This window comes from Streptomyces sp. So13.3, assembly GCF_005860785.2.
Lineage (GTDB): Bacteria > Actinomycetota > Actinomycetes > Streptomycetales > Streptomycetaceae > Actinacidiphila > Actinacidiphila fildesensis.
Map to the genome: position 1 here is coordinate 2613106 of NZ_CP048835.1, position 17051 is coordinate 2630156.

A 17051-nucleotide genomic window follows, 5' to 3' on the forward strand; every position below is an offset into this window, starting at 1 on the left:
GGGCCGCGGCGCTGCTCCCCCGGGAGTACGCGCCGCGGACCGGCTGCCGCGGACGAAGTAGCGCCGGCCCCTCCTCGCGCCGGACGCGGCGGAGAGCGGCCGGGGGCGAGAGTGTCCGTGGGGGCGGTCCGCCCCCGACGGGCCATCGACGACCGGGACAGCCGCCTTGGAACACGCACGAACGAACGAAGAGTCCGCCGCGGACACCGTCCCGCAGGCGCCCGCCGCCGATGCGCCGGCGGAGGTGCCCGCGGAGGCGCCGTCCGGTCCCGCCCCGGCCCCGCGGCGCTCCCGGCTGCGGTGGTGGGCCCGGCGTACCGCGCTGGTCTGTGCGGCGCTGCTGGTCACGGTGACCGCCGCGTCGTTCGTGTACAACGTGTTCACCTCCGACCGGGCCGCGCCGCCACCGGGGCTGACGTACGTCGAGGCGGCCGGTGTCCACACCCGCTACCAGGCGTGGGGCGGGACGGGCTCGCCCGTCGTCCTCGTGCACGGGGCCTTCGAGTCGGCCGACACCTGGTCGCGGCTGGCCCCGCTGCTCGCCCGGAACCACCGGGTGTACGCCCTGGACCTGACCGGCTCGGGGTACAGCGAGCGGAGCGGCCCGTACACCGTCGACCACTTCACCCGGCAGTTGCTGGGTTTCCTCGACGCCATGCGGCTGGGCGGTCCCGGTGAGCGCCCGATCCTGGTCGGCCACTCCAGCGGCGCGGCGATGGTCGCCGAGGCCGCGCTGCGCGCGCCCGGGCGGATCGGCGGGGTGATGCTCCTCGACGGCGACGCCCTCGACACGGGCGCCGGCCCGCCGCCCGCGCTGCGTTACGTGCTGATCGATCCGTACCGCACCACCCTGCTGCGGCTCGGGCTCGGCTCCGACCGGCTGATCCGCAAGGTGTACGACTCCCAGTGCGGGCCCGGCTGCCCGCGGCTGGACGGCGCGGGTCTCGACCAGTGGCGGCGGCCGCTGCGGGTGGCGGGCGCCGAGGGCGCCCTGTGGAGCATGCTGGGCGAGGGCGTACCCGGCATGTCCGCCGACCGGCTGGCGGGGCTGCGCCAGGTGGATGTGCCCAAGGCTGCCGTGTTCGGCGCGCAGGACGACGTGTTCAGCCGGCGGACGCCGGCCGAGACCGCCGCACGCATCGGAGCCCCCGCCCCGACACTGATCCCCGGCGCCCGCCATCTGACGATGATCTCCAGCCCGGACGCGGTCGCCGCCGCGGTGGAAGCGCTCGCCGGCCGTACCGCCGGGTGATCCGGCAACCGGCGCGGGCCCTCCGGGGCGGGCCGCCGCTCCGGCCGGTACCGGCCGGGGCCGTACGCTGCTGGCACAGGCCGACCGAGGGAGACCGCGCATGGAACTGGCACCGCGAGTGCGGTACGCCGTCACCGACCGGCACGGCGGGGTGAGCAGGGCCCCGTACGACAGCAGGAACCTCGGCGGGGCCACCGGCGACGACCCGGCCGCCGTCCGCCGCAACCGGCAGCTGACCGCGTTCGAGCTGGGTCTCGACACCTCACGGGTCGTCCACATGCGCCAGGTGCACAGTGCGACGGTGGCCGATGTGACCGCGCCCTTCGGCCCGGACGCGCCGCCGCTCGACGCCGTCGTGACCTCCGAGGTCGGCCTCGCGCTGGCCGCGCTGGCGGCCGACTGCGCCTCGGTGCTGCTGGCCGACCCGGTGGCCCGGGTCGTCGGCGCCGCGCACTCAGGACGGGTGGGAACGGTGGCCGGCGTCGTGCCCGCCACCGTCGACGCCATGGTCGCCAAGGGCGCCGACCCGGCCCGGATGGTCGCCTTCATCGGGCCGACCGCCTGCGGCGCGTGCTACGAGGTGCCCGACGCCATGCGCGAGGAGATCTGCGCCACGCTCCCCGAGGCGTGGGCGACCACCACCCAGGGCACCGCCGGACTGGACGTACGGGCGGGCATCGCCGGGCAGTTGACCCGCGCCGGCGTGGCCGAGGTCCGGCACGACCCGCGCTGCACCATCGAGTCGAAGGAACTGTTCTCGTACCGGCGGGAGCAGACCACCGGGCGGTTCGCCGCCTACGTCTGGCTGACGCGGTAGTCGTCGGCGATGGCGGTGACCGTGTCGGTACTCATGTGGATCATCAAAGGGAACCGGCGCTCCGGTGGCGGGAGTTCACCGGCCTAGTGATCATTCCGATATGCGCCGCCCAGGATATGGACCAATCAGTTAGGCTTACCTAAGTTGTGTCCGAGTTACCCAGGTGAACGAGAGGGTGGGAAGAGTCCATGGCGGACCGTCCGGCGCGCAGGACCCCGAAGCTCAACCGGGCGCGCGTACTGCGCACCGAACGCATCACCCCGCACATGATCCGTGTGGTGCTCGGTGGCGAGCAGCTCGCGGACTTCGGTGCGGGCGAGCACACCGATCACTACATCAAGCTGCAGTTCCCGGTGGACGGGGTCGCGTACCCCGAGCCCATGGACCTGGAAACGGTCCGCCGGGACTTCCCCCGCGACCAGTGGCCGCGCACCCGCACCTACACCGTGCGCGCCTGGGACCCGCAGGCGGTGGAACTGACCGTCGACTTCGTGCACCACGGCGACGAGGGCATCGCCGGCCCGTGGGCGGCCCGGGTGCAGCCCGGCGAGGAAGTGCTGTTCGGCGGCCCCGGCGGCGCGTACTCACCCGGCGAGGACGCCGACTGGCATCTGCTCGCGGGTGACGAGAGCGCCCTGCCGGCCATCGCGGCGTCCCTGGAGCGGCTGCCCGAGGGAGCGCTCGCGAAGGCGTTCATCGAGGTGGCGGGCCCCGAGGAGGAGCAGGAGATCATCCCGTCGGGGAAGGCGGACATCGTCTGGCTGCACCGCGGCGACCGGCCGATCGGCGCCGCGCTCGTGGAGGCGGTGCAGGCCCTGGAGTTCCCGCAGGGCACCGCACAGGCCTTTGTGCACGGCGAGGCGACGTTCGTGAAGGAACTGCGGCGCCACCTGCGGATCGACCGCGGCCTGGAGCGCGGGCAGCTCTCCATCTCCGGCTACTGGCGGCGCGGCGCCGACGAGGACGGCTGGCAGGCCTCGAAGCGCGAGTGGAACCAGCAGGTCGAGCAGGAGCAGGAAGCCGTTCCGGCCACTTCCTGACAGCGGCGTTGCTGACGGCGGGCGCACCACACGGCGGCGCGCTGAGCGCACACGGCGGCCGGGCCCGGATGTTCCGGGCCCGGCCGCCGTTTCCGTACCGTCCTCAGACCGACTTCTGGTACTCGCGGAAGGTGCGGGTGGACAGCCACACCGCGGCCACCGCCAGCGCCAGCAGCGCGCCGCCGCGGCTGAGCACCGAGCCCCAGTCGGGGTCGGCGGCCATCGCCGAACGGCCCGCCACCAGCGCCCAGTTGACCGGGTTGAAGTCGGCGATGTGCCGCATCCACGACGGCATCAGCGTCACGGCCATGAAGGCCGAGGACAGGAACGTCAGCGGCAGCAGCAGGAAGGTGTTGATGCCGATGATGCTCTCGCGCTGCCGCACCAGCATGCCGAGCGCGTTGGAGAACGCGCCGAACACCGTGCCGAGCAGGATCGACGCGATGACCAGGATCACCAGTCCGGTGACGCCGCCCGGGTAGTCGGCGCCGCCCAGCTTGCCCAGCAGCACGATCACCACGGACTGCAGCGCGGTGCTGATGCCCTGCTGCACCACGTTGGCGTTCATCAGCGCCGCCCGGCTGACCGGGGTGACGAGGAAGCGGTCCAGCGTGCCGCGTTCGATCTCCTCAAGGGTGCCCATGCCCGCCCACATGCTGGAGGACAGGGCGCTCATCACCACCACGCCCGGCACCAGGTAGTCCAGGTAGGACGTGGTGCCGAAGCCGCCCAGCTCGACGACCTTGCGGAACAGCGAGCCGAAGAGGAACAGCCAGATCACCGGCTGCACCAGGGTGATCACCAGGAACGCCGGCTGCCGCAGGATCGCGGTCAGTTGACGCTGCGTCATGTACCAGGTGTGGTTCAGGGTCGCCGTACTCATCGGGCACCTCCAGCGGTGGCCGGGACGGGAGCGCCGTCACCGGTGTCGGCGTCCGCGAAGCGGCGGCCGGCGTACCGCAGATAGACATCGTCGAGAGAGGGCCGGGCCACGGTCACCGAGGCGACGGCCGCGCCCTCGCGTTCGAGGACGGCGAGCACATGCGGCACCGCGGAGGGACCGTCGTCGGCGCGGGCCCGCAGATGACGGCCGTCGACGACCGCCTCCCGGACGCCCGCGAACTCCGACAGCGCCGTCTCCAGCAGCCGGGCGTCGAGCGGACCGGTGTCCTCCCGCAGCACGACCTGGACGGCGTCGCCGTGCAGTTCGCCCTTCAACTCGTCGGGGGTGCCCTCGGCGACGACCCGGCCGCGGTCGACGATCGCGACGCGCTCGGCGAGCCGGTCGGCCTCTTCGAGGTAGTGGGTGGTCAGCAGGATCGTCAGGCCCTCGTCACCGGCCAGCCGGGAGATCTCCTCCCACATGGCGGTGCGCGCCTCGGGGTCGAGACCGGTGGTGGGCTCGTCGAGGAACAGCACCTCGGGCCGGTGGACCAGCCCGATGGCCACGTCCAGCCGGCGCTGCATACCGCCGGAGTACGTCTTGACCAGCCGCTTGCCGGCATCGGTGAGATCGAAACGGTCCAGCAGCTCATCGGCCCGCCGGGTCAGCGCGGCGCCCCTGAGCCCGTAGAGCCGCCCCTGCAGAAGCAGGTTCTCCCGGCCGGTGGCGACCGGGTCGGCGCCGGACTTCTGCGCGACCACGCCGATGGCCCGGCGGACCCGGTCCGGATGGCGCAGCGCGTCATGGCCCGCGACGATCGCGGTCCCGGAATCCGGACGGGCGAGCGTGGTGAGGATCTTGACGGTGGTCGACTTGCCGGCGCCGTTGGGGCCCAGCAGTCCGAAGACCGTGCCCGCTCCGACGGTGATGTCCATGCCGTCCAAGGCCTTGATGCCGCCGGGATACGTCTTGATCAGATTGAGCGCCGCCACAGCGGGCGCGCGGGTGGTCGTCATGAGGTGCCTCCGCATATCGGTGTTCGGTGTCTGCCGAACCGATCGCGGGAAGGAGCCGGGCTATCCTGGGTGTGCCGCACCTGGATCGCCTGGCACCTGCTTCGCGCGGTTGTCCGGCCGATGGGTTACGCCTCCGGTGTCCGCTGTTCCCGCAGCGGGCGCCGGAGTTGTTGTTTCCGGGGGTGGTACTCCCGAGGTCAGAGCTCCTTCATGTGCTCCCTGAACTGTTCGCCGATCCCGGAGTCCGCGACCCGCTTCTCGATCTCCGCCCATTCGCCGGGGATCTCGCCGCTCTGCTGCCAGGACCGCCACTCGGCGACGCCGGAGACCGTTCCCGCGGCCAGCTCGGCGAGGAAGCCACGGGTCCAGGCGATCTCCGCCTCGACCATGTGGACCTGGTACTCGGTCTCGATGAGGAACATCCGGGGCAGGTCCCCGTCCAGCTTGCCGAGCACCCCGCGGATCGCCGCCACCTGGATCTCCAGCTTGGCGACCCGCTCCCCGAGCAGCCCGACCGCCTCGTCCGGCGGCAGCATCAGAATCAGCGAGAGCGCCGCCTCATAGGCCGGATACTCCCGCACCGGCACGGCCACCAGATCGGCGAGCCAGTCGTGCATCTCCACCCGCCCGGACGTGGTCAGGCCGTACAGGGTCCGCTCGGGACGGTTACCCTGCCGCTGCGTACCGGCGATCTCGACGAATCCGTGCTTCTCGAGGTTCTGGACGACGGTGTAGAGCGAGCCGTAATTGATCTTGATGCTCTGCTCCTTCCCCCGCTGCCGAAGCACCTGCGCAATCTCGTACGGATGCATCGGCCGCTCCCCCAGCGTGGCCATCACCGCCAGCGCCAACGGATTGGACAGCTTCCGCCGCTTCGCCATCATCCTCACCTCGCTTCCGGATATCCGTGGCCGAGCATATCGCGTGTACGCGAGTGCGACAAGCGCGATACATCGCGAGTTTGGCGCAGGGCTCGCAGAGCCTCGGGGCTCTGTCACGACACACCAAAAACCCCGCCCACCGGTGGATCCGGCGGACGGGGTGTCGGGTACGGCGTGGGCTCAGCCCACTGAGGAGTACGCCACTACTCCGCGGCGCAGGGCGTCGACGGCCTTGCGGGCGTTCTTGCGGACCGGGCTGTCGGTGGGGGCCGCGTCGGAGATCTGGCCGAGTACGTCGATGACCTGCTTGCACCAGCGGACGAAGTCACCGGCCGGCATCTCGGCGTCACCGAGGACCGCGTCCAGGCCGTGGCCCGACGCCCAGCGGTAGACCGGCCAGGCGAAGCCGAGGTCCGGCTCGCGCTGGCCGACGCCCTCGGTCTGGTGGATCCGGTGGTCCTCCTCCAGCGCGTCGAGCCGGCCCCAGATCCTGACCATCTCGGCGAGCGCCTCCTTGGCGTTGCCGGTCGGGAGCTTGGGCGCCAGCGCGTCGTCGGACTGGCGGGCCTCGAAGACCAGCGCCGAGACGCACGCCGCCAGTTCGGCCGGGCCGAGGCCGTCCCAGACGCCCTCGCGCAGGCACTCACTGGCCAGCAGGTCCAGCTCGCCGTAGAGCCGGGCGAGCCGCTTGCCGTCGGCGGTGACCTGCTCGCCCTGCAGATAGCCGAGCTCGGTGAGCAGCCCGCAGATCCGGTCGAAGGTGCGCGCGATGGTGTTGGTGCGGCCCTCGATGCGCCGCTCCAACTGCTTGGTGTCGCGCGCCAGCCGGTGATAGCGCTCCGCCCAGCGGGCGTGGTCCTCGCGCTCGTCGCACCCGTGGCAGGGGTGCGCGCGGATCTCGGTGCACATCCGGGCGATCTCGGTGTCGTCGGCCGCCGCGGCCCGCGACTTGCGGTGCCGCTCCGGCTCGTAGTGCCCTGCCTTGGTCCGCATCGCGGAGGCCAGGTCGCGGCGGGACTGCGGGCTGCGCGGGTTGAACGACTTCGGGATCCGCATCCGGTCGACGGCTTCGACCGGCACCGGGAAGTCGATCTGCGCCAGCCGCTTGACCTGCCGTTCGGCGGTGAGCACCAGCGGACGCGGGCCGTCCTGATGGTCCTCGTGCCGCCGGTGGCCGGGGCTGCGGCCGGCCGGGACACCGGGTTCGAGCACCAGCGCGAGCCCGGCGTACTTGCCCGCCGGGACATGGATGATGTCGCCCGGCTTGAGCTTCTCCAGCGCGTCCGACGCGGCGGCCCGCCGCTGCGTGGCGCCCTGCCGCGACAGTTCGGCCTCGCGCTCCTTCAACTGGCGGCGCAGCCGCATGTAGTCGTCGAAGTTGCCGAGGTGGCAGGTCATCGACTCCTTGTAGCCGTCGAGCCCCTCCTCGTTGCGCTGCACCTGCTTGGAGATCCCGACGACCGACCGGTCGGCCTGGAACTGCGCGAAGGAGGTCTCCAGCAGCTCCCGTGAGCGGTGCCGCCCGAACTGGCCGACCAGGTTGACCGCCATGTTGTACGACGGCTTGAAGGACGAGCGCAGCGGATACGTCCGGGTGCCGGCCAGCCCCGCGACCGCGCCCGGGTCGAAGCCGCGCTGCCACAGCACGACGGCATGGCCCTCGACGTCGATACCGCGGCGGCCGGCCCTGCCGGTCAGCTGGGTGTACTCGCCGGGGGTGATGTCGGCGTGCGTCTCGCCGTTCCACTTCACGAGCTTCTCGAGCACCACGGAGCGGGCCGGCATGTTGATGCCCAGGGCCAGGGTCTCGGTGGCGAAGACCGCCTTGACCAGGCCCTTGAGGAACAGCTCCTCGACGACCTCCTTGAAGGTCGGCAACATGCCGGCGTGGTGCGCGGCGACGCCGCGCTCCAGGCCCTCCAGCCACTCGAAGTACTTCAGGACGTGCAGGTCCTCGTCCGGGATCGCCTTGGTGCGCTCCTGGACGATGGCCCGGACCCGCTCCCGGTTCTCGTCGCTGTTCAGCCGCAGCCCGGCGTACAGGCACTGCTGGACGGCCGCCTCGCAGCCGGCCCGGCTGAAGATGAAGGTGATGGCCGGCAGCAGCCCCTCGGAGTCGAGCCGGTCGATCACATCGGCGCGGCTGGGCGTCCAGACCTTGCCGCTCGACCGGCGCTCCCGCTCCCGGTCCGCCTCGTAACCGCGCTTGTGCCGGTCACGGGGGTGGACGGTCCGCTGGTTCTCCATCCGGGCGAGGCGTACGAGGTCCGGGTTGACCTCACGGCGGGCGGCCTCGGCGGCGCCCTCCTTCTCCTCGAAGAGGTCGTACATCCGGCGGCCGGCCAGCACGTGCTGCCACAGCGGCACCGGGCGGTGCTCCGAGACGATCACCTCGGTGCTGCCGCGCACCGTGTCGAGCCAGTCGCCGAACTCCTCGGCGTTGGAGACGGTCGCCGACAGCGACACCAGCGTCACGGACTGCGGGAGGTGGATGATCACCTCTTCCCAGACGGCACCGCGGAACCGGTCGGAGAGGTAGTGGACCTCGTCCATCACGACATAGCCGAGGCCGTCGAGCGCCGAGGATCCGGCGTAGAGCATGTTGCGCAGCACCTCGGTGGTCATCACGACCACCGGTGCGTCGCCGTTGACACTGTTGTCACCGGTCAGCAGACCGACCTTGTCCGCGCCGTACCGCTGGACGAGGTCGCTGAACTTCTGGTTCGACAGGGCCTTGATCGGGGTGGTGTAGAAGCACTTGCGGCCCTCGGTGAGGGCGAGGTGGACGGCGAACTCGCCGACAATGGTCTTTCCGGAGCCGGTCGGCGCGGCGACCAGCACTCCGCTTCCGGCCTCCAGAGCCTGACATGCCGCGATCTGGAACGGATCCAGGTCGAAGTCGTACAGCGCGCGGAACGGCGCGAGGGCAGTGGCCTGATCGGCCGCGCGACGCCGGTCTGCGGCGTAGCGCTCGGCGGGGGACATCTCATCGGTCATCTTGCCACCGAGCGTACCGGCCCCCACCGACACACCGCGTGATCTTTTATTCGTATCGACGCCCGGACCCGCGGCGGACGGGCGGCGGACCAGCGCGGTCGAACATCAGACCAGTAGCCGCAGGGCCCCCGGCACCGTCACGGCGGTCATCGGCAGCGGCCCCATCCGCTCACCGTCCGCGTATCCCGTCACCCCGTCCGCGGCGAGCCGCACCCGCGCCGCCCGGTGCACGGTGACCTTCGGATGGCTGGGATGCGTCCCCCGGTACACCCGGGGGAAGACCGTCAGGAGCGTGGTGCGGCTGCACGGCCCGACGACGGTGATGTCGAACAGCCCGTCGTCGAGGGCCGCGTCGGTACAGATCCGCATACCGCCGCCGTACGACGACCCGTTGCCGACCGCGATCAGGGTCGCCTCGATCTCCCGTTCCGGGCCGTCGTCGAGCTGGATCCGGTACGGGATCGGGCGCAGGGCGGCGAGTTCGGCGAGCATCGCGACGTCGTAGCGGAAGCGCCCGGTGGGCCAGCGCATCCGGTTGCCGCGGTCGTTGACCCGCGAGTCGAAGCCGGAGGCCAGTACGGTCCCGAACCAGCGGTCCCCCACCCTGCCCAGGTCGACGGCCCGGGTGCGCCCGTCCTTGAGCGCGTCGGCCACCGCGCGGCCGGCGGCCGCGGGGTCGCGGACCGGCAGCCCGGTGGCGCGGGCGAAGTCGTTGCCGGTACCCACCGCGATCACGCCCAGTGGGGTGTCGGTGCCCGCCACCGCCTGCAGCGCCAGTGAGACCATCCCGTCGCCGCCGACGGCCACCAGTGCGCCGGTCCCCGCGGCGACCGCCTCGCGAGCCCGTACGAGGGCGTCGGCGGCGTCCTGGCCGACGACGGTGCGGACAGTGAACCCGGCCTCCCGCAGCGCGTGGGCGGCCGGCTGCGCGGCCTGCGCGCCCCGGCCGCGCCCCGCGGTGGGATTGACGAAGAGCGTGATGTCGCTGGTCACGCGCGGACCCTACCGCGCGTGATCACCCGCGTCGAGGTCGAGCGGCGAGCGACGACGGTCGAGGTGCGACGGTCGGGATCAGGTGGCGTCGTCGAAGTCGTCGGTGGGACGCTCCGACGCGGCCGGGGCCGGTGCGGCGCCGACCTGCTCGGGAATGTGGTCGAGGCTGGACGCCTCGTCGTCGTCGAGCGAGAAGTCCGGATCGGCCTCGCGGCGGCGGCGCTTGCGGAGGTCGTTGAAGAACGCGATCCCCACGGCCCCGAAGTACAGGAACACGATGGGAGCGGCGAGCAGCGACATCGAGAACGGGTCGCCGGTGGGCGTGGCCACCGCGGCGAAGATCGTGATGCCGAGGACCATCACCCGCCACCAGCCGAGCATGCGCTTGGCGGTGAGCACTCCGGTGAAGTTCAGCAGCACCAGCAGCAGCGGCAGTTCGAAGGCGCAGCCGAAGACGATGATCATGCGCACGACGAGGTCGAGGTAGTCGTCGAGCGGGAACAGGTTGCGCGCGTCGTCGACCGTCAGGTCGATCATGATCTGCGCGGTCTGCGGCAGGATCACGTAGGCGAGATAGCCGCCGCCGAGGAAGAGCGGCACGCCCGCGGCGACGAAGGAGATCGCGTAGCGCTTCTCCTTGGTGTGCAGTCCCGGCGCGAGGAACGCCCAGAGCTGGTACAGCCAGATCGGCGTCGTGGCCACCAGGCCGGCCATCAGGGAGACCTTCATGGCGATCGCGAACGGGCCGGTCAGCCCGTTCACCGTCATCTCCGCGCACGGCTGGCCGTCGGCGCCCTTGATCTGGCCGTTGACGCAGCCCACGGACTTCAGCACCGGGTGCATGAAGAATTGGATGATGTCGCGGTAGAAGAACGACGCGACGATCGTGACGACGATAATCGCCAGTACCGACTTCAGCAGCCGGTTGCGCAACTCACGCAGGTGATCCGCGAGCGGCATGCGCCCTTCGGGATCCTTCTCCTGCTTGCGGGCAGACTTGAGCACCCACGTCCTCGTCTCGTGCGGCAGCCGTCAGCGGCTTGTTGCGAACCGGTACGGGCTGAGGTCAGCCCTGGGTGGTGTGGTTCGGCTCCGTCACCGGGCGGGCGCTGGTCACATCGCCGGGCGCGGCCTGGATCGTCTTCGGCGCGGCGGGCGTGGACTCTGCGGTGTGGGTGTCGGCCACCGGAGCCTCGTCGTCCTTCTTCATCGCCTTGGCCTCGCTCTTGAGGATGCGGGCCGACTTGCCGAGCGACCGGGCCATGTCGGGAAGCTTCTTGGCGCCGAACAGCAAGATGATGACGAGAAGGATGAGGACGATCTCGAGGGGCTTGAGATTGCCGAGCATAAGTGTCTACCTTCTCACCGAGGCGGCGTGGGTCCATGTCTTCGGCGACCCGGACGTGTGTCCGTACCGCCGTACTGGCTGTGATCGTAGCCTGCGGTGGTAAACGACCGGCAACCCGTCGGCAACCACCAGGTGCGACCCCTGCCGCTCATTCATGGGGCCACGTTACGCAGCGTACCCTCCGGGACGGCCGGGAACGAGAGCCGTTGTGTAACACCGGAGCGGTCCCGGTCCGCGAACCCGGGATCACGCCAGGTCCAGGGGCCGGCGGGTGGCGCGTCACTGCCGGGAGATGTCCCCCGCGCGCTCCGCGAGCGGCTCCGCGGCCCGGCTCAGCCGGTCGGCGGCGCGGGAGAGGTCGTCGGTGCTCCTGGCCACCTGCCGGGCCAGCCGCTGGACCTCGGCGAAGAGCCGGACGGCGAGTGCGCCGAGCACGAGGATGCCGGCGGTCGAGAGGCCGACGTACAGGTAGAGCCACCACATGGCACCGACCCTATCGGCTCGGCCGGCGCCCGGATGTCCTCGGGGCACCGGGGCACCGGGGCACCGCGGCCGGCCGGGCCTCCGGACGGCGGCCGTGGCGCCGGCGTCGGCGTCAGCAGATGTGCAGGCGCATGGTGCGCACCCCGCCACCGGTGAGCAGCTCGATGATCCGCTCCCCCGCCGGCTTGCGGACCGCCAGCCCGCACTCCGGACAGGTGAAGGAGTAGAACGTGGTCCGGTGGGTGCGGCCGATCGCCAGCCGCAGCTCCTGCGACGCCAGCTCGAAACAGCCGCGGCAGTCCGGGCACGCGGCCTTGAAGAGCACCGCGGACGGCGCCGGGGCCGTCATCGTCGAGGTCGCTGCCCCCGTCATCGTCACTCCCTATTCTCCGTACGCCGCCAGCGCCAGCACGGCGGCCTCCCGCGCCCGGTCCGCGAGGTCGGCCGGCGAGACGATCCGGCCGTCCCGGCCCAGCCGCAGCGCGAGCCGGCGCAGCGAACCCGGGTCGGGGGTGCGCAGGCTGATCCGCAGGCCCCCGTCGGGCAGCTCGTCGGCGCTGTCGTACGGGTAGTACTCGGCGACCCAGCGGCCGCCGGGACCCACCTCGATGACGACCTCCGGGTCGTCGCCCGCCGGCTGCACCAGCCCGAGGGACAGGTCGCGCGGCTCGATCCGCGGCGGGTCGGACGGCTCGTCGAGCAGTTTGATCTCCGCGACCCGGTCGAGCCGGAAGGTCCTGCGGTCCTCCGACAGCCGGCACCAGCCCTCGAAGTAGGTGTGGCCGACCGCGAAGAGCCGGATCGGGTCCACCTCCCGCTCGGTCAGCGCGTCCCGGGCCGGCGAGTAGTAGCGGATCCACAGCCGGCGCCGTTCGGCGATGGCCCGGTCCACATCGGCGAAGACGCTGCCCTCGGACTCGAAGGTCACCGAGAGCTGGGAGCTGGCGGCCGCCACCTCGCCGGCCGCGGTCTCCAGCTTCGCGGTGGCCCGCAGCAGCGCCTGCCGGTCGCTGTCGCGCAGCCCCGGCAGGTTCGCCACCGCCCGCGCCGCCACGAGCAGCGCCGTGGCCTCGTCGGCGGCCAGCCGCAGCGGCTGCGCCACATCGTCGACGTTGTGCCACCAGATCCGCTCGCCGTCGGTGTCGATGTCGAGCAGGTCACCGCCGCGGAAGCTCGTACCGCACAGCGGCAGCACGTTCAGGTCGCCGATCAGCTCGGCCTCGGTGACGCCGAAGGCGCGGGCCACATCGGTGACGCGGGCGCCGGGGCGCTCCCGCAGATAGGTGACCAGGGAGAGCATCCGCCGGGTCTGGTCGATCGCGTTCGCCATGTCGTGAAGTCCCGTCAGTCCTTGGCCACGGCACGCAGCCGGTCCACCACATCGGCCCGCAGTTCGGCGGGTTCCAGGACCACCACGTCGGGGCCGAACTCCACCAGCCAGGCGTCGAGTCCATGCCCGTACGGGATCTCCAGTTCGTCCCATTCGGCGTCCACCGGCTCGGACGTCACGGCCTTGGCGCGCAGCGGATAGCCCGAGTCGCGGCGCAGCCGGATCCGGGCGGTCGCGGTGGCGCCCTCGCCGGCCCAGCTGGCGACGGCGGCACGGACGTCCACGTGGTCGGGGACCGGGGCGCTGAAGGCACCGCCGCGGGAGCGGACCTTGCCGGAGATGCGGGAGAGCCGGAAGACCCGGACCGCGCCGCGGTCACGGTCCCAGCCGGCCAGGTACCAGTGGCCGCGCCAGCACTCCAGGGCCCACGGCTCGACCTGCCGCGGCTCGGGGCGCACCGCGTTCGCCTTGCGGTAGTCGAAGGAGACGGCCCGGCGCTCGCGCGTCGCGACCATCAGCGGCTCGAACGCCGGTTCCGGGGTGGGGATTCGCGGTTCCAGCGCGCTGTGGGTGTCCTCGAACGGCACGCCCGCCGCCCGGAGTTTCTGCAGCGCGCCACTGGCGGCCTCGGCCAGCCGGGCCTGCTGCCACACCTTGGCGGCCAGGCTCAGCGCGGCGGCCTCCTCGGCGTCCAGCGCGATCTCGGGCAGCCGGTTGCGGTCACGGCGGGCCAGATAGCCCACATCGCCGTCGACGCTCTCCACCGTCTCGATGATGAGCCCGAGTTCCCGCAGATCGTCCTTGTCGCGCTCGAACATCCGGTTGAACGCGTCGTCGGAACCTATCTCGTGATAGGCCTCGATCGACTCGCGCAGTTCCCGTTTGCTGACGGGACGCCGGGTGTTCATCAGGCACAGCGCCAGGTTCATCAGTCGCTCGGCCTTGGCAATCGCCATCGCGCACCCTTCGTCTTCAGCTCTCGATCGACGACCGTACCGCTCCGGGGAGCTGCGGCAAAAGCGAGGGCCCACGCCTGCCGGCGTGGGCCCCCGGACACGCGCCTGCTCAGACCGAGATCAGGTCCACGACGAAGATCAGAGTCTCGCCCGGCTTGATCGCCGGGGTGGGGCTCTGGTTGCCGTAGGCGAGGTGCGCGGGGATGGTCAGCTGGCGGCGGCCGCCGACCTTCATGCCCTGCACGCCCTGGTCCCAGCCCTTGATGACGCGGCCGCCACCGAGCGGGAAGGTGAACGCGGAACCGCGGTTCCAGCTGGCGTCGAACTCCTCACCCGTGCTGAACGACACGCCCACGTAGTGGACGCTGACGTTCTGACCCGCCTTGGCCTCCTCGCCGGTGCCCTCCCAGATCTCCTTGATCTCGAGGTCGGCCGGCGGCTCGCCAACGGGGAAATCGATCTCGGGCTTCTCGATGCTCACTGCGGTAACTCCTTGATACGTTGCGGACAACCCGGACAGTCTTACACTGCTCCGAGAATCTCCACGACGAAAACGAGGGTGGAGTTGGCCGGAAGGTCGGCTCCCTTGGCCTCGGCCTTGTACGCCTGCTCCGGCGGGATGACGAGCAGCACCCGGCTGCCGACCTTCTTGCCGACGAGGCCCTTGTCCCAGCCCTCGATGACCTGACCCTGGCCGATGACGGTGCTGAACGGCGCCCCGGTCTTCCAGCTGTCGTCGAACAGCTTGGCCGTGTCCTTGCCCTCGTTGGGCTTCCAGGCCGCGCCGCTGTACTGCATGTAGACCGTCTGACCGCTCTTGATCACATCGCCCGTGCCCTCGATCAGGACCTTGTCGACGAGCGTCTTCGGCGGGTCGTTCTTCGGCACCGTGATCTTCGCCGCCTCCGCCTTCTCCGCGTCCACCTTCGGCAGGTCGGACGGGATGGCGGACTGCGTGCCCGTGACATGGCTCGGCATGATCCGGTCGATGTCGAGCACGAAGACGAGGGTGTCGGTGCCGGTGATACCCAGCTCCTGCTTGCCCTGCGAGCCGAACGCGGCGGCCGGCGGGGCGACGACCAGGACGCGGCTGCCGACCTTCTGGCCCAGTACGGCGTCACTGAAGGCCGGGATGATCGTCGGCGAGCCGGCCGGGATGACCTGCGCGGCGCCGCCCTTGTCGTAGGAGCCGCCGATCTCCTTGCCGCTCTTCCAGATCTTGCCGGCGAACTTGGTGACCACCAGGTCGTTCTTCTTGACCTCCGGGCCGGTGCCCGCGGTCACGGTGCTCACGACGAACTTCCCGCTCGGGTCGCCCTTGGGGATGGTGATGGTCGGCTTCTTGCCCAGCTCACCGGCGACGGTGGGCATCGGCGCGGCCGACGACACCGGCTTGGGAGCCGCGTGCTGCGTAGGCGTCGCGGAGGGCTTGGGGGTCGGCGAGTCGGCCTTCTTGTCCGAGCCGTCCCCTCCTCCGCAGGCCGCGGTGAGCATCAGAGCCGGCACGATGAGCGCGGCAGCGAGTCGGCGTCGCACAGTGGTCCTCGGGGTAGCTGGGATGGTCCGTCAGTAGCGGTCACTCTACGGCCTGCCCCGCATCACAGGACCCCGGCATGCCAGGGGCCCCGCACGCCACAGCGCGCGGGGCCCCTGAACACGAGCCACTGCCGATCACGTTCCGGCTTTCGTCGATCACATTCCGGCGATGAGCTTCTCCACCCGGTCGTCGACCGATCGGAACGGGTCTTTGCACAGCACTGTTCGCTGCGCCTGGTCATTGAGCTTCAGATGCACCCAGTCGACCGTGAAATCACGCCGCTGTTCCTGCGCGCGCCGGATGAAATCGCCGCGCAGCCTGGCCCGAGTGGTCTGCGGAGGAACGGATTTCGCCTCGAAGATCTTCAGATCACTGCAGATCCGCTTGGCCTGGCCCTTCTTCTCCAGCAGGTAGTACAGCCCCCGGCGGCGGTGGATGTCGTGATAGGCGAGGTCCAGTTGGGCGACGCGCGGGTGGGACATCGTGATGTTGTCCCGGTTCCGGTAGCGCTCGATCAGCTGGTACTTCATCACCCAGTCGATCTCGGTGCCGATGGCCGCCAGGTCACCGCTGCCGATCGACTCCAGCGCGCGGCCCCACAGCTCCAGCACCTGCTCGATCACGCCGTTGCGGATCCCGCGGCGTTCGCAGAAGTCAACAGCCTTGGAGTAGTACTCCTCCTGGATCTCCAGGGCGGACGCCTCGCGGCCGGTGGCCAGCCGCACCTTGCGGCGGCCGGTGATGTCATGGCTGACCTCGCGGATCGCCCGGATCGGGTTCTCCAGGGTCAGATCCCGCATCACGATGCCCGCCTCGATCATGCGCAGCACGAGGTCGGTGGCACCGACCTTCAGCAGCATGGTCGTCTCGGACATGTTCGAGTCGCCGACGATGACGTGCAGGCGCCGGTAGCGCTCCGCGTCCGCGTGCGGCTCGTCACGGGTGTTGATGATGGGTCGGGAACGGGTGGTCGCCGAGCTGACGCCCTCCCAGATGTGCTCCGCCCGCTGGCTGACGCAGAAGACCGCACCGCGCGGCGTCTGCAGCACCTTGCCCGCGCCGCAGATCATCTGCCGGGTGACCAGGAACGGAATGAGGATGTCGGCGAGGCGGGAGAACTCGCCGTGTCGCGCGACGAGGTAATTCTCGTGACATCCGTAGGAGTTTCCCGCGGAGTCGGTGTTGTTCTTGAACAGATAGACATCGCCGGCGATGCCCTCTTCGTGCAGACGCCGTTCGGCGTCCACCAGAAGGCCTTCGAGGATGCGTTCGCCGGCCTTGTCATGGGTGACCAGCTCGGTCAGATTGTCACACTCCGGAGTGGCGTACTCCGGGTGCGAGCCGACATCGAGGTAGAGGCGGGCGCCGTTGCGCAGAAAGACATTGCTGCTCCGGCCCCATGACACGACACGGCGGAAGAGGTACCGCGCCACCTCGTCAGGAGACAGACGCCGCTGCCCCCTGAACGTGCATGTGACGCCGTACTCGTTCTCCAGCCCGAAAATGCGGCGGTCCATG

At 70.8% G+C, this 17051-nt stretch carries 17 protein-coding genes; 3 read left to right on the plus strand and 14 right to left on the minus strand.

Going from position 1 to position 17051, the window contains the following annotated elements; genetic code table 11:
* Window positions 1-166: 166 nt before the first annotated feature.
* The 3 genes from C8250_RS11895 (at window position 167) to C8250_RS11905 (ending at window position 3109) form a co-directional block, all read left to right on the plus strand.
* Window positions 167-1252 carry an alpha/beta hydrolase gene (locus C8250_RS11895; RefSeq protein ID WP_198358955.1) on the plus strand — a complete coding sequence of 362 codons (1086 nt, stop codon included), beginning with the start codon at window positions 167-169 and terminating at the stop codon, window positions 1250-1252.
* Between the two features lie 100 nt (window positions 1253-1352).
* Window positions 1353-2069 carry a peptidoglycan editing factor PgeF gene (gene pgeF, locus C8250_RS11900; RefSeq protein ID WP_138354833.1) on the plus strand — a complete coding sequence of 239 codons (717 nt, stop codon included), beginning with the start codon at window positions 1353-1355 and terminating at the stop codon, window positions 2067-2069.
* Between the two features lie 188 nt (window positions 2070-2257).
* Window positions 2258-3109 (plus strand): siderophore-interacting protein, encoded by an 852-nt coding sequence (locus C8250_RS11905; RefSeq protein WP_138354832.1) that lies wholly within the window; start codon window positions 2258-2260, stop codon window positions 3107-3109.
* Between the two features lie 103 nt (window positions 3110-3212).
* Here the strand turns inward: C8250_RS11905 and C8250_RS11910 are convergent, their stop codons facing one another.
* The 14 genes from C8250_RS11910 to pafA form a co-directional block, all read right to left on the minus strand.
* Window positions 3213-3992: an ABC transporter permease gene (locus C8250_RS11910; protein WP_138354831.1), complete on the minus strand. Its 780-nt coding sequence runs from the start codon at window positions 3990-3992 to the stop codon at window positions 3213-3215.
* Entirely contained in the window at window positions 3989-5008 is a 1020-nt protein-coding gene (locus C8250_RS11915) for an ATP-binding cassette domain-containing protein (RefSeq protein ID WP_138354830.1), read from the minus strand. The genes C8250_RS11910 and C8250_RS11915 overlap by 4 nt, the downstream gene beginning before the upstream one ends.
* 197 nt (window positions 5009-5205) lie before the next feature.
* Complete coding sequence (locus tag C8250_RS11920; RefSeq protein WP_138354829.1) at window positions 5206-5892, minus strand: PadR family transcriptional regulator; 687 nt, start codon at window positions 5890-5892, stop codon at window positions 5206-5208.
* A gap of 177 nt (window positions 5893-6069) precedes the next feature.
* Window positions 6070-8886, minus strand: coding sequence for a DEAD/DEAH box helicase (locus C8250_RS11925; RefSeq protein WP_138354828.1), 2817 nt, complete (start codon window positions 8884-8886; stop codon window positions 6070-6072).
* Window positions 8887-8991: 105 nt separating this feature from the next.
* The gene (locus C8250_RS11930; protein ID WP_138354827.1) at window positions 8992-9879 is read right to left on the minus strand and encodes a diacylglycerol kinase; all 888 of its coding nucleotides are present in this window, start codon (window positions 9877-9879) and stop codon (window positions 8992-8994) included.
* A gap of 78 nt (window positions 9880-9957) precedes the next feature.
* Window positions 9958-10884, minus strand: coding sequence for a twin-arginine translocase subunit TatC (gene tatC / locus C8250_RS11935; protein WP_138354826.1), 927 nt, complete (start codon window positions 10882-10884; stop codon window positions 9958-9960).
* A gap of 61 nt (window positions 10885-10945) precedes the next feature.
* Window positions 10946-11227: a Sec-independent protein translocase subunit TatA gene (tatA, locus tag C8250_RS11940; RefSeq protein WP_138354825.1), complete on the minus strand. Its 282-nt coding sequence runs from the start codon at window positions 11225-11227 to the stop codon at window positions 10946-10948.
* Window positions 11228-11506: 279 nt separating this feature from the next.
* The gene (locus C8250_RS11945; protein ID WP_138354824.1) at window positions 11507-11710 is read right to left on the minus strand and encodes a hypothetical protein; all 204 of its coding nucleotides are present in this window, start codon (window positions 11708-11710) and stop codon (window positions 11507-11509) included.
* 112 nt (window positions 11711-11822) lie between these two features.
* Window positions 11823-12083 carry a hypothetical protein gene (locus C8250_RS11950; protein WP_138354823.1) on the minus strand — a complete coding sequence of 87 codons (261 nt, stop codon included), beginning with the start codon at window positions 12081-12083 and terminating at the stop codon, window positions 11823-11825.
* Window positions 12084-12092: 9 nt separating this feature from the next.
* Window positions 12093-13040, minus strand: a complete 948-nt coding sequence (locus tag C8250_RS11955; protein WP_138354822.1) for a WYL domain-containing protein — start codon at window positions 13038-13040, stop codon at window positions 12093-12095.
* A 14-nt stretch (window positions 13041-13054) separates the two neighbouring features.
* Complete coding sequence (locus tag C8250_RS11960) at window positions 13055-13996, minus strand: WYL domain-containing protein (protein WP_138354821.1); 942 nt, start codon at window positions 13994-13996, stop codon at window positions 13055-13057.
* Window positions 13997-14105: 109 nt separating this feature from the next.
* A complete protein-coding gene (locus C8250_RS11965) occupies window positions 14106-14477 on the minus strand; it encodes an FKBP-type peptidyl-prolyl cis-trans isomerase (RefSeq protein WP_138354820.1) in 372 nt (123 codons plus the stop codon).
* A 41-nt stretch (window positions 14478-14518) separates the two neighbouring features.
* Window positions 14519-15532 carry an FKBP-type peptidyl-prolyl cis-trans isomerase gene (locus C8250_RS11970; RefSeq protein ID WP_138354819.1) on the minus strand — a complete coding sequence of 338 codons (1014 nt, stop codon included), beginning with the start codon at window positions 15530-15532 and terminating at the stop codon, window positions 14519-14521.
* A 156-nt stretch (window positions 15533-15688) separates the two neighbouring features.
* Entirely contained in the window at window positions 15689-17050 is a 1362-nt protein-coding gene (gene pafA, locus C8250_RS11975; protein WP_138354818.1) for a Pup--protein ligase, read from the minus strand.
* Between the last annotated feature and the right edge of the window lies 1 nt (window position 17051).